General features: G+C 36.6%; 17 protein-coding genes, 2 pseudogenes and 1 riboswitch. Of the genes and pseudogenes, 15 read left to right on the forward strand and 4 right to left on the reverse strand.

The window, feature by feature from the left end; all coding sequences use genetic code 11:
* Window positions 1–317: 317 nt before the first annotated feature.
* Window positions 318–1,193 (reverse strand): YihY/virulence factor BrkB family protein, encoded by an 876-nt coding sequence (locus F6K23_RS22315; RefSeq protein ID WP_293159929.1) that lies wholly within the window; start codon window positions 1,191–1,193, stop codon window positions 318–320.
* Window positions 1,194–2,046: 853 nt separating this feature from the next.
* Here F6K23_RS22315 and F6K23_RS22320 point away from each other — a divergent pair.
* A complete protein-coding gene (locus F6K23_RS22320; RefSeq protein WP_293159931.1) occupies window positions 2,047–2,886 on the forward strand; it encodes a transglutaminase family protein in 840 nt (279 codons plus the stop codon).
* A 209-nt stretch (window positions 2,887–3,095) separates the two neighbouring features.
* Window positions 3,096–4,769 carry a methyltransferase domain-containing protein gene (locus F6K23_RS22325; RefSeq protein ID WP_293159933.1) on the forward strand — a complete coding sequence of 558 codons (1,674 nt, stop codon included), beginning with the start codon at window positions 3,096–3,098 and terminating at the stop codon, window positions 4,767–4,769.
* Between the two features lie 891 nt (window positions 4,770–5,660).
* On the opposite strand, the gene F6K23_RS22330 is transcribed toward F6K23_RS22325, so the two are convergent.
* Window positions 5,661–7,199 (reverse strand): AbgT family transporter, encoded by a 1,539-nt coding sequence (locus tag F6K23_RS22330; protein ID WP_293159935.1) that lies wholly within the window; start codon window positions 7,197–7,199, stop codon window positions 5,661–5,663.
* Window positions 7,200–8,129: 930 nt separating this feature from the next.
* Window positions 8,130–9,241: pseudogene (locus F6K23_RS22340) on the reverse strand (RNA-guided endonuclease InsQ/TnpB family protein).
* A 447-nt stretch (window positions 9,242–9,688) separates the two neighbouring features.
* Here F6K23_RS22340 and F6K23_RS22345 point away from each other — a divergent pair.
* Window positions 9,689–10,210, forward strand: a complete 522-nt coding sequence (locus tag F6K23_RS22345) for a pentapeptide repeat-containing protein (RefSeq protein ID WP_293159939.1) — start codon at window positions 9,689–9,691, stop codon at window positions 10,208–10,210.
* Window positions 10,211–10,305: 95 nt separating this feature from the next.
* Here the strand turns inward: F6K23_RS22345 and F6K23_RS22350 are convergent, their stop codons facing one another.
* A complete protein-coding gene (locus F6K23_RS22350) occupies window positions 10,306–10,530 on the reverse strand; it encodes a hypothetical protein (protein ID WP_293159941.1) in 225 nt (74 codons plus the stop codon).
* 379 nt (window positions 10,531–10,909) lie between these two features.
* Window positions 10,910–11,092, forward strand: a riboswitch (cyclic di-AMP (ydaO/yuaA leader).
* Between the two features lie 108 nt (window positions 11,093–11,200).
* Here F6K23_RS22350 and F6K23_RS22355 point away from each other — a divergent pair.
* The 12 genes and pseudogenes from F6K23_RS22355 to F6K23_RS22405 all read left to right on the forward strand — a co-directional run bounded on the left by F6K23_RS22355 (window position 11,201) and on the right by F6K23_RS22405 (window position 22,723).
* Window positions 11,201–11,563: a hypothetical protein gene (locus F6K23_RS22355; RefSeq protein ID WP_293159943.1), complete on the forward strand. Its 363-nt coding sequence runs from the start codon at window positions 11,201–11,203 to the stop codon at window positions 11,561–11,563.
* A gap of 995 nt (window positions 11,564–12,558) precedes the next feature.
* Complete coding sequence (locus tag F6K23_RS41995; protein ID WP_367267779.1) at window positions 12,559–12,642, forward strand: element excision factor XisH family protein; 84 nt, start codon at window positions 12,559–12,561, stop codon at window positions 12,640–12,642.
* Between the two features lie 740 nt (window positions 12,643–13,382).
* Window positions 13,383–13,742: an element excision factor XisH family protein gene (locus F6K23_RS22360; protein WP_293160028.1), complete on the forward strand. Its 360-nt coding sequence runs from the start codon at window positions 13,383–13,385 to the stop codon at window positions 13,740–13,742.
* A 460-nt stretch (window positions 13,743–14,202) separates the two neighbouring features.
* Window positions 14,203–14,412: pseudogene (locus tag F6K23_RS22365) on the forward strand (element excision factor XisI family protein); the annotation flags it as partial.
* A 75-nt stretch (window positions 14,413–14,487) separates the two neighbouring features.
* Window positions 14,488–14,721, forward strand: a complete 234-nt coding sequence (locus F6K23_RS22370) for an antitoxin family protein (RefSeq protein ID WP_293159945.1) — start codon at window positions 14,488–14,490, stop codon at window positions 14,719–14,721.
* Window positions 14,718–15,110: a type II toxin-antitoxin system VapC family toxin gene (locus F6K23_RS22375; RefSeq protein ID WP_293159947.1), complete on the forward strand. Its 393-nt coding sequence runs from the start codon at window positions 14,718–14,720 to the stop codon at window positions 15,108–15,110. The genes F6K23_RS22370 and F6K23_RS22375 overlap by 4 nt, the downstream gene beginning before the upstream one ends.
* 183 nt (window positions 15,111–15,293) lie before the next feature.
* The gene (locus F6K23_RS22380; RefSeq protein WP_293159949.1) at window positions 15,294–18,680 is read left to right on the forward strand and encodes a CHAT domain-containing protein; all 3,387 of its coding nucleotides are present in this window, start codon (window positions 15,294–15,296) and stop codon (window positions 18,678–18,680) included.
* Window positions 18,681–19,188: 508 nt separating this feature from the next.
* Complete coding sequence (locus tag F6K23_RS22385) at window positions 19,189–20,367, forward strand: clostripain-related cysteine peptidase (RefSeq protein ID WP_293159951.1); 1,179 nt, start codon at window positions 19,189–19,191, stop codon at window positions 20,365–20,367.
* A gap of 13 nt (window positions 20,368–20,380) precedes the next feature.
* Window positions 20,381–20,614, forward strand: a complete 234-nt coding sequence (locus F6K23_RS22390) for a hypothetical protein (protein ID WP_293159953.1) — start codon at window positions 20,381–20,383, stop codon at window positions 20,612–20,614.
* Complete coding sequence (locus tag F6K23_RS22395; protein WP_293159955.1) at window positions 20,614–21,000, forward strand: type II toxin-antitoxin system death-on-curing family toxin; 387 nt, start codon at window positions 20,614–20,616, stop codon at window positions 20,998–21,000. Before F6K23_RS22390 ends, F6K23_RS22395 begins: the two co-directional genes overlap by 1 nt.
* A 295-nt stretch (window positions 21,001–21,295) precedes the next feature.
* Window positions 21,296–22,510 carry a caspase family protein gene (locus F6K23_RS22400; protein ID WP_293159957.1) on the forward strand — a complete coding sequence of 405 codons (1,215 nt, stop codon included), beginning with the start codon at window positions 21,296–21,298 and terminating at the stop codon, window positions 22,508–22,510.
* Window positions 22,511–22,513: 3 nt separating this feature from the next.
* Complete coding sequence (locus F6K23_RS22405; RefSeq protein ID WP_293159959.1) at window positions 22,514–22,723, forward strand: hypothetical protein; 210 nt, start codon at window positions 22,514–22,516, stop codon at window positions 22,721–22,723.
* Window positions 22,724–22,809 lie beyond the last annotated feature (86 nt).

Consider the following 22,809-nt stretch of genomic DNA (forward strand, 5'->3'; position numbering starts at 1 on the left):
ATATTACTATTTAGGGCTTGCTGAAAAAGTCTTTTTGTTGAGGTAGGGAGTAGGGAGTAGGGAGTAGGGAGTAGTTAAGAGTAAGGAGTTTAGGGGAGTTATAGAGGAAGTAGTCGTTCATAATGGTTTCTTGATTTGTCTGCCATAATCATCCCAAAATACTAGCATGCATGAGCTTTTCGGTCTAAAAAGCTTGCACTTTTTAAAGGCAAAAAAAAGCTGAAACCAATATCAGTCAATGCTTTGATATTTAATCAGCAAACCCTATTTATTTACTAAGTATTGAAGCTCTTATATTTTGAAGGATTTAACTGAATTTATCTCTTCAATTTTTTCTTACTTTTAGCAACTATTCTCGAACCATATTTATTAGCCCAAATTTGAGTAAATTCTGCCCCAAAAAATAGAATTTGCCACGAGTAATTAATCCATAATAATAGTACTACCAAAGAACCCGCAACACCATAAGCTGAACCTACTCCACTATTACCTAAATATAATCCGATTAAACTTTTACCAACTGTGAATAATACAGCAGTCATTCCTGAACCGATCCAAACATCACTCCAGGCTATTTTTACATCTGGCAAAAATTTATAAATTCCAGCAAATAATAACATTACTATACCAAAGGAAATAGAAACATCAATCAGACTCCAAATACCATCCGGAGTATTGAGTATTTTATTAAGCCATTGATTAATTGCCGTTAATACAGCACTAGCTACCAATAATAAAATTAATACTAAACCCGCACCTAAGACCATCCCTACTGACAACAAACGGTCTTGAATAAATCCGACAATACCACGGTCTGGTGGGGGTGAAACATTCCAAATCATATCTAAGGCAAGCTTTAATTGGGCAAATAAATTTGATGCTCCCCAAAACAAGGTAGCGACACCGATGAGAGTGGCAATAATTCCTGACTCCGGACGAGAAATATTGATTACCAGTTGTTCAATGGTTTCTGCAATTTGCTTACCCATAAAATTTTCTAGTTGTGTAACTAACTCCCCTTCAGCAGCAGATTTGCCAAAGACAAAACCGGCGATCGCCACTGCAATAATAAATAATGGTGCGATAGAAAATAATGTATGATAAGTTAAAGCTGCGGCTAAAATTGGTGCTTTATCTTTTTGCCATTCTTGAACGGTTTTTTTGAGTAGTCGAAAGATTATTTTAAAGTTCACAACTTGAGTTTCCTTGATATAGTATACAAAAAAATATGGCGTTGCTGAAGAGCGTGTATGATATTAATTCTAATTACTTATATCAAATCCGTTTAATTCGGCACGTAAAAAATGTTCCATCTTCAACCATTACCGAATAATTAATAATTAATAATTAATAATTAATAATTAATAATTAAATAATTCTGGTTTAAAGCCTCCTCTTTTAAGGGGAAAAAAAAGAAATAATGTTTCCTTATATTCAATCAAGAACGGTTTTAACCAGAGGTAATTATCAATTATCCATTATCCATTATCCATTAATGAACAAACATTTCTCGATCTCCCTATCTCCCTAACTCCCCTACTCCCCTACTCCCCTACTCACCATCTAATTACACCGATGCTACCGGATTTGATATTAGGAGTCAACCCACCCCTCTCCCAGGAGCTATCCCTGATAAGGAACTCCTAAAACCCTTTTCTGATAGGGAGATGGGGGGATGGGGAGATGGGACCCACCCCTCGCCCCTCCCAGGAGGTGAATATGGGAGAAAAGCCTCTAATTAAATAGGTTTACTCTCCCGAAATCTGCATTGAATAGCAAATACATAACTTCTCTATAATGTCTAGGTTTTATGTTAAGAAAGATGTTTATAAAGCATAGTCCCAGGAGGGGGAGGACTGAGTCAGGAGGGAAGAAAGAAGAATAAAAATAAACAGGAGTAGAAGGAGAAAGTCTTTTGCTAGCCCTCTTATCCGGACAAGATATCATACCTCAAATCAGCAACGCCAAAAATATTACTAATTTAGAACTAGAGGTTAGCAAATTAAACCGCTATTTATATCTATCATAAGTCGTACAAAAAATATTATGAAAAAATTCAAACTTGGTTGTCAACTTAATTACACTATTTTTCAATTTACCACTTTCCTATTTAATGTTCAAGTAGTTAATAATAACTGTCAAAATATTGTGCAGGAACAACTACAGTTGAATCCATTTTTGGCAAGAGATGAATATATTAGTAGCAACGAAAAAAATCGATTTATTCGAGTTAATGCTCCTATTGGTAAATTAGAAATTTCTTATCAAGCGACTGTAGAATTATCACATTATTATGACAATTATCATAATATTTATGAAGTTCCACTTGCTGAGTTGCCTGTAGAAACACTTGCTTATCTTTATCCTAGTCGTTATTGTCAGTCAGATTTATTATTTGGTTTAGCACAATCAGAATTTGGCAATTTAAACCCTGGTTATTCTCGAGTAATGATAATTTGTGATTGGATTTATGATAAGGTTAAATATTTATTTGGTAGTACAGATTCTCAAACTTCAGCTTTTGATACTGCTACGGAAAGGGCGGGTGTTTGTCGTGATTTTGCTCACTTAGGAATTGCTTTTTGTCGGACATTAAATATTCCGGCTCGTTTTGTTTCTGCTTATGCTTATAATCTTAATCCTCCAGATTTTCATGCTTGTTTTGAAGCTTATTTAGGCGATCGCTGGTATTTGTTTGACCCAACTAAATTAGTACCACTAACAAATATTATTAAAATTAGTACAGGTAGAGATGCTGCGGATGTTTCTTTTGCAACTTTATTTGGCACAGTTGAAATGAATAATCAGTATTTATGTGTAGAAGATATTTCTGATGTTCAAGACACTCAAAAATCAGAGGAGTTTCAGGCGATCGCTATTTGTTAACTGCCAATATTTGACGATAATTATCCCCATTTGTTCAATTCTGCTGTTTGGGTAATTGTTAAATTAGCAAACAGCGATTTGATTTAAAATAAATATGGACTATAGAATCTAGATAATAAAAAAACTCAATTTGACAAGAGTTTCACCTTAATATAGGATGGTATAGCCAAAGAAGCCTGACCATGAATAAAGACATAATCTAGAAATTAATGAGTATCAATAAACAAAAAATCAACCCCAATCGGCAGGAATATGGTAACGATCCTCTAGGTGTTAGAGATACATCCCATTATCAAGCTGAGTACATTCAAAGTTTTGTTTCTAAATGGGATGAGTTAATCAGTTGGGAAACTCGGGCAAAAAGTGAAGGCAGTTTTTTTATTGACATCCTCAAACAGCACGGTGTACAGAAGGTTCTAGATGTTGCAACTGGAACCGGATTTCATTCTATTCGCCTTCTGCAAGCAGGATTTGATGTGGTTAGTGCAGATGGAAGTCCAGAGATGCTGGCCAAAGCATTTGAAAATGCTCGTTCTCACGGGCTTATTTTACGAACTGTACAAGCAGACTGGCGCTGGCTAAATCGCGACATTCATGGTAAATTTGATGCAGTTATCTGTTTGGGCAACTCTTTTACCCACTTGTTCTCAGAACAAGACCGTCGCAAGGCCCTTGCTGAATTTTATGCTGCCTTGAACCATGATGGAATTCTGATTTTAGATCAGCGCAACTATGATACCATACTTGATGTTGGATTTTCCTCAAAGCATATCTATTATTACTGCGGGGAAAATATCAAAGCTGAACCAGAACATATTGACGAAGGTTTGGCTAGGTTCAAGTATGAATTCCCCGATAGTTCAATCTATCATCTGAATATGTTTCCCCTGCGGAAAAATTACACCAGGAAGTTGATGTTTGAGGTAGCTTTCCAACGGATTAAAACTTATGGTGATTTTCAGGAAACATACCATCAAGATGAACAAGATTTTTTTATTCATGTCGCTGAAAAAAGTTACAAAAATCCTACCTTGGAAAATAGTACAATGAAATATTCCCCAACAGTTAACACAGCTCGCGAGTACTACAATAGTGATAGTGCAGACAGTTTCTATGCTAAGATGTGGGGTGGTGAAGATATTCATATTGGAATTTACGAGAGTGAGAATGAGCCAGTATTTGATGCTAGTCGTCGCACGGTAGAGACTATGGCATCTCACCTCAATTTGAGCAAAGATACTGTAGTTTTAGATATTGGTGCTGGATATGGGGGAGCAGCTCGTTATCTGGCTCAAACTTTTGGTTGTAGGGTAAAGTGTTTAAATCTGAGTGAAATCCAGAATCAGAGAAACCGTCAGTTGAACGAGGAAAAGAATCTGACATCGCTGATAGAAGTTATTGATGGTAGCTTTGAAGATATTCCAATAGATGACAATAGTGTAGATTTTGTTTGGTCTCAAGATGCCATTCTGCATAGCGGGAATCGGATTCTGGTATTCCAAGAAGTCCAGCGGGTACTGAAATCTGGTGGGAAGTTTATATTTACCGATCCAATGCAAAGTGATGATTGTCCGGAGGGAGTGCTTCAGCCAGTTTTAGACCGAATTCATTTGACTTCCCTTGGTTCGATCGCTTTTTATCGAAAAGCTGCAAGTTTAGCTGGTTTGCAGGAATTGGAAGTGGTAGATCTTTCCGAGCAGTTAGTTAATCATTACCAACGTATTCTCAAGAGTATTGAGGAAGATTATGAGGGAGCAGTTGCAGCAAGTGGTCAGGAGTACATTGAACCTATGAAAGTAGGTCTGAAGCACTGGATTGAAGCAGGAAGCAAAGGTTATTTGAGTTGGGGAATATTGAAGTTCGTTTGTCCGTCGAAGAATTGATAGGACAATAACACAAATATTTATGGCGGGGAGAGAGGATGATTTTCACACAAGCGCCGAAACTAGACTCCGGAGTTGGTAATCTGATTTTGGGTAACTGATAACTAATAGACATCTCCAGAAAAGAGGGAGTAAGGGGAAAGAATTGATAATACCAAATCCGGTTATTATAGAGTAGTTACCTAAATATCCAAACCCTTATCAGACAAAGATTTTGATTTTTTTGAATATCTCCTTACTAAACCGGATTTGGTATGATTTATGTGGGAGAATTGATTTTATTTTTTATTATTGAAGACCTCTAATAGACATAGGCATTAAAAAGAGATATAGTTTTTTGAATGTTATTATAGTGGCGATAGATGTCCTCAAATGTGGATGATTGGCGAATTCAATAATTGGTATAGTTATAGAGATTTTTTGATAAGAAACATAGTCTGTCTATTTCAGTATAAAACCAATGTGTGGGTTGAATAATATGTTTTTCTACTTCTCATTAATCCGTTAATTTCATGGTCAATTCTTGAACAATTATGGCTATTAATTCAGCGTCATTCGTCTGGCCATTTGTCAGTAGTTGGTTTGATTTTACTTTGAAAGTGGCTTTCGGAGTGATTAATTTTTGACAACCATCCCGTCCCTTGACGGTGCAGAAAGACTTCAGATATTTGACCTTACTTGACTACATATAACTATATTTATATACAGCGTTTATTATACTTTTTGCAAGATTAGGGAACAGGGAACAGGGAATAGATTTTCACGGCCAAAGACTACGAAAAATGATTTTGTAAGTGACTGTTACAACTCTAGCTTATCTTAAATAAAGAGCAAGTTGATTTTCTAGGGATATCTAATAAATTTCTCACACTGCCAGCATCAGCTTCTGACTCAAAGTCTAATTGCTGCTCCTGGTCCAATGGGAATTCCGAAAATAAACCAGAGGATAAATAAAGCTGACCAAGATATTAGGAAAGCTAAAGAATAAGGGAGCATTGTGGCAATTAAAGTTCCCATTCCTGTCTTTTTATCGTATCTCTGAGCAAAGGCAACAATAATTGGAAAATAAGGCATCAGAGGCGTAATAATATTAGTTGTAGAATCTCCAATTCGATAAACCATTTGTGTCAACTCTGGTGTATAACCAACTAACATTAGCATTGGCACAAATACCGGAGCCATAATATTCCATTTAGCTGATGCAGAACCAATAAATAAATTAATAAAACCACTAACAATGATAAAACTTATGAGCAAAGGCAACCCAGTAAAACCAGTAGCTTTGAGAAAATTTGCACCATTAACAGCTAAGATAATACCTAAATTACTCCAACCAAAATAAGCGACAAATTGAGCAGCAAAAAATGATAAAGCAATATAATAACCCATTAAACTCATAGCCTGAGTCATACCTTGAGCAATATCTTTATCGCTCTGAATTGTACCTGCTGCTTTTCCATAGACAATACCAGGCAAAATAAATCCTACCATTATTATTGGTACAATTCCCTGGAAAAAAGGAGAAGGAATAATAGTTAAAGTTTCCGGGTGGCGCAAAATTCCTTCAGGAGGCAAAACTAATATTAATAAAAGTGCTACAAAAGCCAATAAAGAATATCCAGCCCAACGTAAACCTTTTCGTTCAGCAGCAGTCAATTCTTGAATTTCTTCTCGATCAATTTCCCCATCATATTTACCTAGTCGAGGCTCAACAATTTTATCAGTAATATACCAACCAACTAAAGTAATAATGAATGTAGAAACCACCATAAAATAATAATTTACTGCTGGATTAACTGTATATTCAGAATTAATTAATTTAGCAGAATTTTCAGTAATTCCTGCTAATAAAGGATCGAGAGAACCAATTAATAAATTAGCACTATAACCTCCAGAAACTCCGGCAAAAGCAGCAGCTAAACCTGCTATGGGATGACGTTTATATGCTAAAAATACTAAAGCAGCAAGAGGAGTTAAAACCACATATCCAGCATCAGAAGCAAGATTAGACATTACCCCACAAAAAATAATCGCTGGAGTAATAAACTTTGCCGGAGCAACTAACACTACCTGACGCAGTAGAGCAGAAATTAACCCTGTAGACTCTGCGACTCCTACCCCTAACATCGCCACAAGTACAGTACCTAGGGGAGGGAAATTAACAAAATTACTCACCGCTTCAGTAATTATTCTGCGGATACTTTCAGGAGTAAACAGAGAGACTGCTTTAATAGTTTCTTTAGTTGCAGGATGTACAACAGAGAGATTTGTTAAATTAGCGATCGCGCTAATCAAAATTACTGCTATAGAAAGATAGAAAAATAATGTAATGGGGTCTGGCAGTTTATTGCCAACTTTTTCAATAAAAATAAGTGCTTGATTAACTATGCCCAACTTTTCAGACTTTTCTGGGGGTGGTGTTTCTGTCATCTTGACTGTTTCCTTTTGAGATGAAAAATACAATTTCTCATCATCATACTATAGGAAGGAAGAAGGAAGAAGGAATAAAATCAGCATAAAACTCTATTGCGCGATCGCTTCCAACTCCTCATAAGAATATTTTTGCCCCATTGGGGAATTTGCATATTACTAATCGAGTGTACTACATAATTATGTTTTGGCCTAGTCAAGAGTAATTGCCTCAAACTCAAATCAGTTAAAAAATTTTTTTTCCTTCCAACCCTTGAAATTTTTGTCTTATATCATGTCCGGATAATTAGTGATAAAAAAACTTTTTCCTTCAACTCCAGTTCTTCTTCTTCCTTCTTCCTTCTTCCTTCTTCCTTCTTCCTTCTTCCTTCTTCCTTCTTCTTTCTTCCTTCTTCTTTCTTCCCTCCTGACTCCTGACTCCTGAGGACTGACTCCTGACTCCTCCGTCGCTATTTATTTATAACTGTTCAACCGGACATGATATTATATTATTTATGTAGGATAAAAATATAGATCAAAGCAAACCAAGTCATCTGTACCTTAAAAACAAAATAGATACTACATAGTTATTCATAGCCTTGTGGATAACTAGATAAGTCACTCTGATTCTCAGTCAGAGACAAGAGCATGGAAACTAAAATGTCTTGAGATAGGGTTGCTATGAAAATCAGCAAAAATGATGGGCGTTGGTGAAAAGAGGTATGATATCATGTCCGGATCAGAGCGCCATAGAACTCCGTGACCTTTACGCGACTAAAAAACTTTCTCCTTCTACTCGGGGTTTCTTCTTCTTTCTTCCCTCCTGACTCAGTCCTCCTAAGTTACTGCTCTATAAAACTGATACAAAGCGTCACATAACGTGACAAATTGACGTTTACTTCCTGCTGTACGGACGTTGCATGCAACGTCCCTAAGGCCGTTGGCGGTTACTCATCCACAGGCATTGACGGTCAAGCCGACCGCATCTCTCAAATTAATACTGGCGTTTAAATCTCAATAAGATTGACAAACCACATTCTGGGCAGTTATAAGTTCTCAGATGCAAGGGCATATCTTGAACATGACCACACCTACTGCAAGTTTTTGATGATGGGAAAAATCTATCAACTACTACTAGCTCCGAACCGTACCATTGGCACTTATATTCTAGTTGTCGCCTAAACTCATAAAATCCTTGATCGGCTATTGATTTCGCCAGCTTACCATTGGCTAACATTCCCCTCACATTCAAATCTTCAATTGACACAGTGCCGTGGTTCAAGGCTTGCGTATGTTGTCAATTTATGAAGTGCATCTTGACGGATATTTGCTACTTTTCTATGCAATCTGGCTATCTTCCGTTGTGCTTTTTTCCAGTTAGCAGAACCTACCTCTTTATGACGATTTAGGTATTGCTCTCTTGATAACTTAGCTTCAAATCTATGATATGATCTCACACTTGTCATAACTTTTCCATCACTTAATGTCGCTAAGGTTTTTACACCTAAATCTACACCAACTACATCACCCACCCCTCTTGCTCCCCTCCGGTGGAGGGGATGGGGGTGGGTTATGGGATGAAATTCATAGCTCAAACTTAGATACCAATCACCCGCAAGTCTACTAATAGTTATTTTTTTAGTTGTTGCCTCAATGGGTTCATAAGTTTTTACCCAACCGATAAAAGGTAACTTGTGAGACCAACCATTAAGTTCTATCGGTTTTCCACAATTATCAATAGTGAAAGAATCCGATCTGCCTTTTTTCTTAAATCGTGGGCGTTTACCCAACCCTTGAAAGAACCTCTTAAATGCTTCACCTAAGTTTCGGAAAGCGTATTGATCAACCCTAGAGGACAAGTTTTTCATCCAAGGTATTAGTGGTTTTGTATGATTGGTAAAAACTTCTCTAAGCTTGCGGGCATTGGGTTTATAACCATCTCTGTAGGCTGCATTCCATAAACTTAGACCCCAATTATAAACCCATCTTGAATAACCTGCGTGTTGGGCTAAAAGCGTTTTTTGCTGATTATTTAATTTGAGCTTGGTTCTAATGGATTTCATGTATGAGATGAGTGAGAAGAGTCTGCCTAAAGTGTGTGCGAGTGTAAAGTATTATATACTTATTATTTGATTTACGTCAATGCTCTTTTTTGAGTTGAGGACTATAATTTTTAAATAGCCAGACAAAACTATCTAATTATACTGCGTTGTAACGTAAATTGTCAACTAGGTCAAAACTCTCCTGGGAGGGGCGCGCGGGTGGGTTGACTCCTCAAGAATTACAGCGGTTTTCATGATTAGTAGACCACAGTAGGGACGTTCCATGGAACGTCCCTACAGAGTTTTGCTTGTGAAGATGTGGTTCATCAAGAGCGAAAAGCGCTGTAAGATTAATATCATACACGCGCTTTACCAACGCCAAATGATGATGTAATTTTTATGATATGATGTCAACAAAATTAAATATCTAAGATAACATTAAATTCAGTAATTTATTAAAAGTAAAATATGAAATTTTTATACCCATTAACAGCGACATTATTAACAGTATCCTGGTTAACTATTCCAGTATTTGCTCAATCTAAATCTAATTCAATGGAACGCATCAAAACTATTCAGCGTTTATTAAGTACTTATGACTGTCAAGGTTGTGATTTGGGCGAAGCGGACTTAAGCGAAGCGGATTTAAGTGAAGCCAATTTATTAGGAGCTAACTTACAAAAAGCAAACTTGAAAGGAGCTAATTTAAGAGGTGCTATTCTCAGCGGTGCTAATTTGATTGAAGCAAATTTAGCAGGGGCTAATTTATCAGGTGCAATTATGCATGGTACAACTATGCAAAAGGCAGATTTGACAGATACTAATTTATCTTGGGCTGATTTGTACCAGGCATATATGGAGGAAGCTAAGTTAAACAGAGCTAATTTATCTAATGCAAATCTTAATCAAGCAAAATTAGAGCAAACAGATTTTTGTGGAGCTACTCTACCTAGTGGTAAAAAAGGAGATTGCTCTAATGACAAAAAATAGAGATTGCTCTAATGGCAAAAATATAGAGGTTGTTGATCGGAGTTTTTATGCAAAGGTTTTGATACGGTTGAATTTACTATTTTTTTAGTATAATTTTATACTACAGCAGAGATTTCATCAACTACTTTAATTCGTCCTCTACAAATTGAACGAATTAGTCGGTCTATTGAGCGTTTTTCATATTCTTGTAAAGATTCATCAAATATAGCAGCCATTAATCCATAGCGGTCGGCTAGGGTAATGTAGCCGTTTTCGTTAGCTTGAGCAAAAAGGTCTCCTAATGCACATGGAAGAAGATGGACAGGAGGATCTACAGACATAAGAATTACCTTGAAATTCTACAGTTCTAGTATTACTAATTTTCCATTGTTACATAGTGATGCAACATTAATATAGTAAGTGATGACACTTACTATATTTAGTGATTTTAATCACGATTAGTATGTGACAACTAACAATGGGCTTAGTGACTTATGTTGCAAATCACTAAATTTAAAATTTTGCGGAAAACTGTACTAAGTGTGAGGAATATATTAGGTGTACCTTAACTTTGTAGGAGCAACAGTATAACCACAGTTCAATACTTTACCAACCATCCTCTCAAATTTCATGCTGAAAATTTTGATACAATTTACAAAAATTTCTGTAAAAAAGTGTTGACAAAGCTTATAGAAAAAAGTTAATATAATATCAAAAGCAAAAGACAGTCAGCCTAATCCGGCAAGAAAGACACAGTAAGAGTGTCGCTGGAGCGGAGGAACCAAATACAGGGGGCTTATCTCTGATTAGAAGTCTTTGGATGTAGAAAAACAAAGATACAGAGAAGGGAATCTCTCAGCCCTAGCCCGTCAGCTAACTTCGTAGGCATTGAGAGGAGAATGAAGAGTCAACTTTCTATGAAAATTTAGACAGATTGTCAATTCAGTATCCTTGGTTGGTATAGGTTTGATTTGTTGCGCCCGATAAACCTGACTCTGACGATATAGAATAATGTTAGAAAAACTGAATATTTCCCTTTTTGCGACGCTTGCCGTAGTTATTGTAATACCTCAACAAGCTGTATGGAAGCGCGTCTGTCGCTTCATCACGCCTGAATTAGTTTTATTGCCCGCATTAGGATTCTTTTGGACTATAGTCTTGTGTTCTATGGTGAATACCTTTTTCACAACCTTGATACCCAGTCCTTGTTTACCAACAGTTATCAGCACAGCTATAAATGTTTCTAAAGTTTCCAGAGGATACTTAGGAGTAGCTCAAGCTTTCTGGCAGTGTTCTGGTAAAACTCAGAATATAAATGCTATGTCTATTCCGCAAGTTGGTTCTCAAATAGAACAAGCTTACGCATCTGTTTAACGCATATTGTTACAATATTATATTTAATAGATACTACCTTACTTGATTTTATCATTGCAAGGTAGTGCTTGTTATTTGAAAAAATTATGTGATTGATAAATTAGAATAATGTGATACCAGACAACAGGGGGAGAAAAATTTTTCTGTCTGAGGTTCATCATCTACATAAGTCCTCAGCAACTTGTTCCTTGCTATATGACAAAGTAAGTAGATAGGAGTTCTTAGTAGTTTTCAAATTTGGTGAGATACAAAAATTTTGAATTTTAGGGGACAGACAACAATCAACAAGGCAGAAAAAGACAACTCTACCTGACCAGAGGTGAGAAATGCTATAAGTTTTTGCAATCATTTAGTTAACATAATCATATTAAAAAAAAATACCCAAATGAGTAAGCAAATTACAATTCCTCAAACTTGCGTAGAAACAATAGATTTTGTATGATCTTCGCTTAAATACTTACACTTTGGCAGAAAGCAGAAGGCAGAAGGCAGAAGGCAGAAGGAAATATTGGTTCAAAGGGAGAAAGTTTTTTTATCACGCTATTATTCAGGACAGGATAATCAAAAATTATGGTTGTGCATTAGTAAAGTGTGGGAAACGCCCTAGTAGGACTGGCAAATCTAATCTAAAAGCACTGATATATAAATTTTTTAGGATTTTTGTCGGGAAAAAAGTGCAAAGAATTCAGCCTTTAAGACCAAAAAGTTAGGACTTTGGGCAGACACTTCCCAGAAAGATACAGGTACAATTATTCCTCCTACTTTCGAGCGTCTCCCCACACTTCCCACACTTCCCACACTTCCCACACTTCCCACACTCCCCACACTCCCCACACTTCCCACACTTCCCACACTTCCTTGACGCACTACCAAAATTATTATCTAGGGAAGAACAACAAGAATTAGAGGAGTTAACCGCAGCAGAATTAGCAGCAGCAACGGAACGAAATAGGGAGATATTGGCAAATTTGAAAAATCAGGAAACCTAATTTGAAATGCCTGCTAGAGATTCTATTCATAATCTGGTTAAGCAAGCCATTATTAAAGCTCGTTGGGAAATTACCGGAAAATTGGGTTGAAAGCCTCCCCCTTCCAGGGGGACTTTGTGTTATAGTGGAAATAGCGGAAAGGTATTCAACCGCTCTAAAAACCTATAGCTACTTAACTGTAGCGTTTGCACCTTGAAAACTGCGGTCAGACCCCGCGTCGCCGTTAGGCGCAAGGGAATGCTGACCAAGAGAAGAGTTATGGGGTTTTGCACAGGAATGCTTGTGCTTAGGAATTGCTTTAAGCACCAAGTACCAGAGAACCAAAATTTTTAAGGTTTGAACTGTACCGTAGGGCATACGGGAACAGGCTCTTGGAATAGAGCAAACGCTTGGGGAGAGAACCATCTCTGGGTTAGATGCCGCAAGGTGTTTAATTTAAGTGGACTCGTTGAACCAAGAATCCTGGTTTCAGGAGAATCTCCGCGCCTTTAGGCCGGAGAGTATGTCAAAGATGACCCCTATTTCATTAATTGATAATGGATAATGGATAATTGATAATTACCTCTGGTTAAAACCGTTACGGAATTGAATATAAGAAAATATTATTTCTTCTCTTGGTCGATTGGATATGGCTAGGAGACCCGTTCTTGCAGACCCCCTCCGAAGATAGACCGCTGTCTTGGTCGATTGGATATGGCGAGGGGACCTCGCCATCCCATCCTAACGGACTGCTCCGCAAACGACCGCTTTTTTCCCCTTAAAAGGGTCGGCTTCAAGGCGCGAATTATTTAATTATTAATTATTAATTATTAATTATTAATTATTCGGTAATTTCTTATGGTGAAAGATTTTTGTTTATAGACTTAGCTGCTACGGGTCACGAGTTTAATAATGGAAATTTGATTGCTGCTAAACAAGGAAATTTCCAGCTTGCTATTGAAATAAAGGAGTTTAGAGGTAATTCTCCAGTAGTAGATTTAGAACAAGCTATTGGGCAGTATATTCTTTATCAATTGTTACTCAAAGAAGTTGACCCAGTTAGGGAAATTTATCTAGCTATTAGTAGCTTTACTTTTAATAATATATTTAGTGAATCTATTGGTGAATTAGTAATTAATAATTTACATAAGAAATTGTTGGTTGTAGATTTAGAAAAAGTGGAGGTTTTACAATGGATACCCCAAAGGTAAGCATTCAGCGGTCAGCTATTAGCTATCAGCTATTGATGATAGGAGAAGATAAAAGTAATTGATAAATTTGGATAGAGTTAAAACTTACTGTCAAATTACGCAACTTTTAAGCTTATAAGGAATTATTAATTATTTGCTGAATGCGAGCGCATCCCGCAGGGAAGTGCTGACTGCTAAGAGCTGAATGCTTACCCCCAAAGACCTATAGATAAATCGTCAAACAAGTAATTGGGAAATATGCTAAATCACCGAATGATTAAGGTTTAAAGACTCTCCTTTAAAGGAGAAACAAGAAAAAATTTTCCTTTGAATCAATCCTATCCGCTTTCAAGGAGAGGTAATTATTAATTATTAATTATTAATTATTAATTGTTAAAGTCCTTCTCATGGAAATATTAGATTGGATACTGTTTTTGATGAACAGAGCGATAGAACTCCGTTCCGCTGACGCGATCGCTATGCTCTGATGCAAGTGGGATGGAATAGAGGTAAGCGAGTTCGAGGAAATATTATTTATATTACTTTAGGAGAGGGAAAAGTTTATGTTGAATATGATGGTATAGAACACGGCATTACTCAAGATTTAATTGACCAAGGCATTCCTCAGAATCATATAATTTTAGGACATTTATGGGAAATGAATGCTGAAAATTTCGCGAACAGGGAATAGGGAATAGGGAACAGGGAGAAATAATTGATGATTTATGTGGGATAATAGAATTTATAGTAAAAATAACAAATAAAAATGATACTAGAAGCAGTTTACGAACAAGGAGTATTGCGGTTAACCAAACCTCTAAATTTACCAGAGGGAACGCGAGTCGAAATTACTTTTGTTAAGAGCGAAACAAATTTTCAACAGAAAAAACCTGCCGATATTTTGGCAGCGATCGCTTCACTACCCCTAGAGGGAGAGCAGGATGAATTTTCAGGTAGAGACCACGATCGAATTCTTTATCCAGAGCAAGATAGACAATGATTTTTGTAGATACAAGTGCTTGGTTTTCTAGTGTTGTTCCATCAGATTCGTGCTATCTAGCTGCTACTACTTGGATAAGTGGAAATACTCAACCTCTACTAACAACGGATTATGTGGTGGATGAAACTCTGACTTTGCTAAAAGCTCGAAGAGAAAATTCCCGGGCGATCGCTTTGGGAGATGCCTTTTTTTCCGGCAATTTAGCTACTATTTATTATTTTACAGAGGTAGACATACAGTTAACATGGCAAGTTTTCCGTCAATTTTCTGATAAAGATTGGAGTACTGACTGTAGCAGTAAGGTAGTTATGGAAAAGCTAGGGGTAACTCAAGCATTTAGTTTTGATCGCTATTTTCGTCACTTTGGTTTGATCGCTGTCGTGCCATAAAATAAGCGACTTAATCCAGAGTTCAATATTGAGTTTAGGCAAACTCAGTTTCTGGTAGGACATTTATGGGAGCTGATAACTGATAACTGATAACTGATGACTGATAACTGAAATTGCATATCTTCCTTGAAACTAGAAATATAATAGATGAAAATTTATAGTTGTTAGGAAATGGTTAAATTTATGGTTTTTCCTAAGAAATGGTTATCTATTCTCAGTGTTAATAGTCTGATGTTATTTAATGTCAGTTTTCCTGTATTAATGTTGCCGAGTATTATGAATTTGATGAGTCTGAAAAAATTAAATTTGAAAACTTCAGGGAGTACGTTATTGACCCTCCTTTACTTATTGAGTGGGGTTGCTGTTACTTGTATCACCTCAACCGCAAAATCTGCTAGCGCTACTGAAGTTTTAGCACAGACTTCAACCAAGCAAAAAGCTCAAGCAGACCAACTCCTAAAACAAGGAATTGAGAATTTGAAAAGTAGACAGTTGAAAACTGCGGTTCAATATTGGCAGCAAGCACTCAAAATTTATCAAGAAATTGGCGATCGCCAGGGTGAAGGTGAATCTCTAAGTTTATTGGGATTCGCTTACAATGCTGTTGGACAGAATGAGAAGGCGGTGGAATTTTTGCAGCAGTCTTTAGTTATTTCCCTAGAAATTGGCAACCGTCGAATGGAAGTTAATTCTCTCAACCTTTTGGGTGATGGTTATTATAACTTAAAGCAATATCAACAGGCGATCGAAGCTCATCAGCAGCTTTTAGCTATAGCACGAGAAACTAATGATCGCTCTCAGGAAGCTAGTTCTCTTAACAAGTTGGGTGTCGCTTACAAGAATTTAAAGGAGTATAAGAAAGCTGTAGAACTTTATCAGCAGTCTATAGTTATTGCAGCAGAGATAGGTGATAGGAAGAGTATCGCTGGTAGTTTGACTAATTTGGGTAATGCTTATGACTTTTTAGGAGAATATGAGAAAGCAATAAAAGCTCATCAGCAATCTGTAGCAGTTTTCCATCAAATAGGCGATCGGCACAGAAAAGCTCAATCTCTGAATAATTTGGGTGAAACTTATATGAGTTTAAGGGAGTCACAGAAGGCAATAGAAGCTTATCAGCAATCTGTAGCAGTTTTCCATCAAATAGGCGATCGGCACAGAGAAGCTCAATCTCTGACTAATTTGGGTAATGCTTATGACTTTTTAGGAGAATATGAGAAAGCAATAGAAGTACATCAGCAGTCTTTAGCTATTGCCAAAAAAATTGAAGACCCCCAGAGGATAGCTAAATCTCTCAACAGTCTAGGGAATGCTTACTATATATTGGGAGAATATCAGAAGTCAATAGATTTTCATCAACAGTCTCTGGCAATAGCAAAAGAAATTGGCGATCGCGATGGGGAAGCTGGATCTCTGAACAATCTAGCTCTTGTTTATCACATTCTGGGAGAATATGAGAAGTCAATAGATTTTCATCAGGAGTCTCTAGCAATTCATCAAGAAATTGGCGATCGCGATGGGGAAGCTCAATCTCTCGGTAATTTGGGTCTGATGTATAATAGTTTAGAGCAATATCAGAAGGCAATAGATTTTCATCAGGAGTCTCTAGCAATTCATCAAGAAATTGGCGATCGTCAGGGACAAGCGAGGACTCTTCACAATTTGGGTCTTGCTTATCAAAGTTTAGGAGATTATAGGAAGGTAATAGACTTCTATCAGCAGTCTTTAATCATTAAACGAGAACTTGGCGATCATTGGGGGGAAGTCGCATCTCTGGGAAACCTCGGCAGTACTTACAGTAGCTTAGGAGAGTATGAGAAAGCGACAGACTTCTATCAGCAGTCTTTAGGTATTGCACAAGATATTGGCGCTCGCGGGTGGCAAGCGAGAACACTTTCTAACTTGGCATCGGTCAAACGCATTCAAGGTAAGCTTAATGAAGCATTAACAGATATTGAATCAGCTATCAATATTGTGGAAAAACTGCGGACTAATATTATCAGTCAAGACCTCCGGACATCATACTTTGCTACAGTCCAAGATTATTATCAGCAATACATCGATCTATTAATGCAACTCCACAAACAAAACCCCAACGAAGATTATGAAAGCAGAGCATTAAACGCTAGCGAACGCAGTCGTGCCAGAAGTCTACTAGACATCCTAGCAGAATCAGGAGCAGACATCAAAACCGGAGTAGACCCCCAACTTCTCGCCCAAGAAAAGCAACTACTACAAAAACTTAACACATTAGACCAAGCGCGACAACTCAACACCCCTGGATACAACCCCGACGAACTCAAACAACAAATTGAAACTCTCAGCAACGAACTCCAACAATTAGAAGTCAAAATCAAACAAAATAGCCCTCGTTACGCCAACCTTAAATATCCAGACCCCCTCACCGCTTCAGAAATTCAACAACAAGTTATCGACAAAGAAAGCATACTTTTACAATATTCCCTCGGAGAAGAACGCAGTTATTTATGGTTAGTAACTCCCACAGAAATTAGCAGTTATGAACTTCCTCCAAGAAAGGAAATAGAAGAATTAGCTAAACAATTTAGAGAAGAAATTATATCCCTTTCCCCAGTGCCAGAAACCGGAAATAAATTAAGTGAAATATTATTATCATCGGTAGCAAATAAATTAGGAAATAAAAGACTATTAATAGTAGGAGATGGCATCTTACAAACCATACCCTTTGCAGCTTTACCACTGCCACAAAATCTCAATCAAACTAACTATCAACCCCTAATTGTCAACCATGAAATTGTCACCTTACCTTCAGCTTCAAGTATTGATATTCTCAGAGAACAAGTCAAAGGCAGAACCCCTGCCCCGAAAAAAGTAGCCGTTTTTGCCGACCCAGTATTTGCAGATAACGACCCCAGATTTCAAACAGCTTCTCAAACAAAAAAAGAAACCGAAACTAAGGATTTAATTGCAATGGCATTAACTCGTTCTCTAGAAGATTTTCTCGGTTTATCATTCTCTCGCTTAGAAGGAACTCGTCAAGAAGCCGAAGCAATATTAGCATTAGTTCCTGACAATTTAGAACAATTATCCTTAGACTTCGATGCCAATCGAGAAACAGCAATAAATCCAGATTTATCCCAATATCAAATAGTACATTTAGCCACCCACGGACTATTAAATGAAAGCCAACCTGAATTATCAGGATTAGTGCTTTCTTTGTATGATAAAACTGGCAAAGAAAAACCAGGATTTTTACAATTAAACGATATATTTAATTTAGAAATGCCAGCGGAATTAGTAGTATTAAGTGCTTGTGAAACAGGAGTTGGAGAAGAAATAAGAGGAGAAGGGTTAGTGAGTTTAACTAGAGGATTTATGTATGCGGGAGCTAAACGAGTGGTAGTAAGTTTATGGAGTGTGGCAGATAATTCGACTTCTAAATTAATGCAAAATTATTATCGGAAAATATTAGAAACAGGTAAAAATCCTGTGGAGGCAATGAGAGAAACTCAGTTAGAAATGTTGAGTTCAGAAAATTGGAAAGCACCTTATTATTGGGCGCCATTTGTGGTGCAGGGAGAATGGAAATGAATTCAAAATTCAAAATTCAAAATTCAAAAGTAAGAATAAATAGGGTTTGCTGAAAAAGTTTGTTAGTGAAGGAAGGGAACAGGGAACAGGGAACAGTTTAAACTATCTGCTACGGTCAAATTTTGGGCATTGTCAGGGTCAAAACTTTACCATTTTGAGACAACAATAGCCAAAAACTAGGTACTTTTTCAGTTATGAAAAAGGCTCAAACCAATATCAGTCAATACTTTGATATTTAATCAGCAAACCCTAAATAAAGTTAAAAGTTAAAAGTTAAAATTAATCTCTGACTGAGTTTTAACATTTATCAATGTAGGTTGGTTTGAGGTCGAAAACCCAACAAATTGCTTGAATAAACAACAACACCTAACAAAGATAGGTATCTTTTGGGTTGCGCAATAGAATATCCGTTCCGCTCCGCGATCGCTTAACCAAACCTACTAGACCGACTGCATATTTTCCTTGAAATTGAAACTATAATAGTATTGATTATATCAAGATTATGATAATGATAAAGCGTAGAACATTTTGTCGTTATATTGCTCTGAGTTCAGCTTATTTTGCTGGTGCTTTAGAGCAAAAATTAGTTCTTTCTACTACTGCCAAAATTTCTCCAATTAAATCATTTCATAACTGGGTAGTATTGTATTGGATGCCATACGATAACGATCTTGTACGCTTTGGTGAACCAATAATTAAAATGTTAACCCGTGGTACACAAAACTCAGAAGTTGCTGTAGTTGTTCAATCAGACTATTGGGGTGACAAAAAAATGCGCCGTCGTCTACTGATGAAAGGAACTATCAAAGAAATTAATATACTAGGAGAAGATAGTAGTGATGTATCTGCTTTTTCAGCTTATCTTGATTGGGCAAAGAAAAATTTTGAGGCAGAAAATTGGGCTATTATTATTGTAGGTCATGGTGGCAAGATTAACGAAGTTAGTCCTGATGACCACAGAGCAACTAATCAAACACGAAGCTGGATGAGAGTAGACCAGTTAACCAATGTACTTAGCAATTTTAACCAAGGGGTTAATGGACGAGTCGAGCTACTTTTCTGGCAAAATTGTAACAAAGCTACCCTAGAGGTTATGTATGAAGCAAGGAATTGTGCTAAGTATACTCTTGCTTCTCAACTGCTTCTAGGGGCACCAAATTACTATTATAGTGGTTTTCTCAATCGTTTACAAGAGCCATATGTCGGCGGACGTGAAGCAGCTATAGCTATTATGGATTCTGAAAGAGCTGATATGTATCATACTCTGACTCTGGTGGATAATCAAGAGGTTAAGCTGATTCCAGACAAACTCTCACGGTTACTTCAGTTGATTCTCAACAACAATTTGCTATCAATCAGGCAATCAGAACTTTCAATTTTTCGCTATTTTGGCGAACAGTGTTGTGATGCTCTTGTATTTCTTGGTTATCTCTCCAGTTTGAGCAAGAAAGGATATCTAGAGTTTACTAAGTTTGCTAATTTTCTGCGTCAAAGGGTGATTACTTTCCATAAAATAGGGGGAGAACTTTATGGTATAAGTAGTCCTGACAATACAAACTCAGAGGAATTATGTGGTTTGAGTTTATATCTTCCAGAAACTCAAAAGGACACTTCTCGCTATAGTTCACTTGCTCTATATGAAAAAGTTGATCTAGTCAACTTATACAGAAGGATAGTTAACATTTAAAGGGTTGAAATTAATGAAAGCAATAGAAACTAACGGCAAAATTGATAAAAATGGCAATCTAATTTTAGAACATCCTCTAGAAATAGATACTCCTACAAATGTACGAGTTATTATTCTTGTACCAGAAGATTCTGAAGCTCAAGAAATAGAGACTAATCAAACTAACAAAGCTAATTTTGAAAAAGCTATGGCTATTTATAAAAAAGGAAGTGAAAAATATAAAAATGCGTTACGAGAATTAGCATAATGAAAGAACCTATTTGGATAGATGAAATTATTACTCAAGCTATTCATGGAGACCAAATTATTCAACATGGAGGAAGTCCAGGAATTAGAGATGAAAATTTACTTTCTGCTAGTTTAGCTAGACCTCGACATTTGTTTACTTATGGTCAACCAAATTTATTTGAACTTGCAGCAGCTTATGGTTATAGTCTAGCGAAAAATCATCCATTTATTGATGGGAATAAAAGAACAGCTTTTATGGTTATGTATACTTTTTTAGGTCTAAATAATTATTTCCTAGAAGTTCCCGAACCAGAAGTCGTTACAATAATGGAACAGTTAGCAAGTGGAGAAGAAAATCAAGAATCTCTAGGTAACTGGTTAGCAGAAAATTCTGTAGAAATTTAAGCATTAAAATAATATTTAGTTTAAACCCTCCCCTTTTAAGGGGAAAAAAGAAATAATATTTTCTTATATTCAATCCTCTCAGTTTTAACCAGAGGTAATTATCAATTATTCATTATCCATTATCCATTAATGAAAGCATATTTCGGACATAATGATGTACAAGATGAATAGTGAAAATATTGTAGTGCGGGCATCTTGCCCGCGACGGGTGTACCTCATTAAAGTGGAACCTGCTGTATTTAGTTTAAATTAGTTGAAAATTTTAACAAAACCTAGAAATAAGGAATTATTTAAAATGTCTCCTATATCTCGCCGTCATTTTTTCCAATTTGCTAGTTCAATACTTGCTACCTTTGGCATAAGTCAGTTAAAATTTCTCTCCCAAGTCGAAAATTATGGCAAAGTATTAGCTCAAAGTACTCCACGAAAACTTGCTTTATTAGTAGGAATTAATAAATATAAAAAAGCCCCTTTAAGAGGTTGTGTCAATGATACAGAAATGCAACGTCATCTATTAATTCACCGTTTTGGTTTTAATCCAAAAGATATCTATATTGTTACTGATGAGCAAGCAACTCGCCAAGGAATTTTAGAAGCATTTGAAGAACATTTAATTAAACAAGCAAAACCAGGAGATGTGGCAGTTTTTCATTATTCCGGTCATGGTTCCCGCGTCAAAGATCCTAATCCTATTGTCAAAACTTCTTTGATGGATGGTAGTGGTTTAAGTGGTACATTAGTTCCGGTCGATAGTTCTTTGCCTCAAGGATATCCCAATATTGGTGGTACTGTTAATGATATTATGGGGCATACTTTATTTTTACTTACTTCAGCTTTAAAGACAGAAAATTTTACCGGAATTCTTGATAGTTGTTTTTCGGGAATGACAACTAGAGATTTTACTGTTCGTTCTCGTGCAGGAGGGGAAAAAATAGAAATTGTCTCCCAAGAAAAGGCTTATCAAGAAAAATGGTTATCTCGCCTTGATATGTCTGAAGATGAATTTGTGAAAGGTTATAAAAGTGGTGTAGCAAAAGGAGTAGTTTTTGCCTCTGCTAAACCTTTTCAAACTGCAAAAGATATGAAAATTCTTGATTTTTATGCTGGAATTTTTAGTTATTTATTCACACAATATTTATGGCAAGAAACAGCTACACCAGAAGAGGCGATCGCTTATGTTAATCGACAAATTCCAGCTAGGTTAAAACAAAATCCACTTTATGAAGTTAAGAAAGATACTAAATTAGACAGTAAAGCTATATATTTGACTGAATATTCTAGTCCTGTTGCTAATGCAGTAGTTACAGAAGTTGAAGATGATCAAGCTCAAATTTGGTTAGGAGGATTAGATATCAAAAACATTGCTGAATTAACAACAGGTTCTGTATTTAATGTTGTAAATTCAAAAGAAAAATCTGCTGGTAAATTAATGTTTGAATCTCGTGAGGGTTTATTGGGAACTGCAACAGTTAAAGGTACTGTTAAGCCTGGTTCTCTATTACAAATTTAAAGGGTGTGCTTCAACACACCCAATAAGGTGTCAGGAGTCAGGAGGGAAGAAAGAAGAAGAAAGAGAAAGTTTTTTGGTAGTCCTGCTCGCGTAATGGTATACAAGGAACAAGGAATGTTTGGCACAGGAGCAAGATGCTCCCACTGTTCTCGTAACAAAAATAATGCAATGCACGACCATGACAATGCACCACCACCAGTCCTGCTCGTGTAATGGTATACAAGGAACAAGGGATGCTTGGCACGGGAGCAAGATGCTCCCACTGTTCTCGTAACAAAAATAATGCAATGCACGACCAT

The sequence above is a fragment of the Okeania sp. SIO2C9 genome (genome assembly GCF_010672455.1).
Taxonomy (GTDB): Bacteria; Cyanobacteriota; Cyanobacteriia; order Cyanobacteriales; family Microcoleaceae; genus Okeania.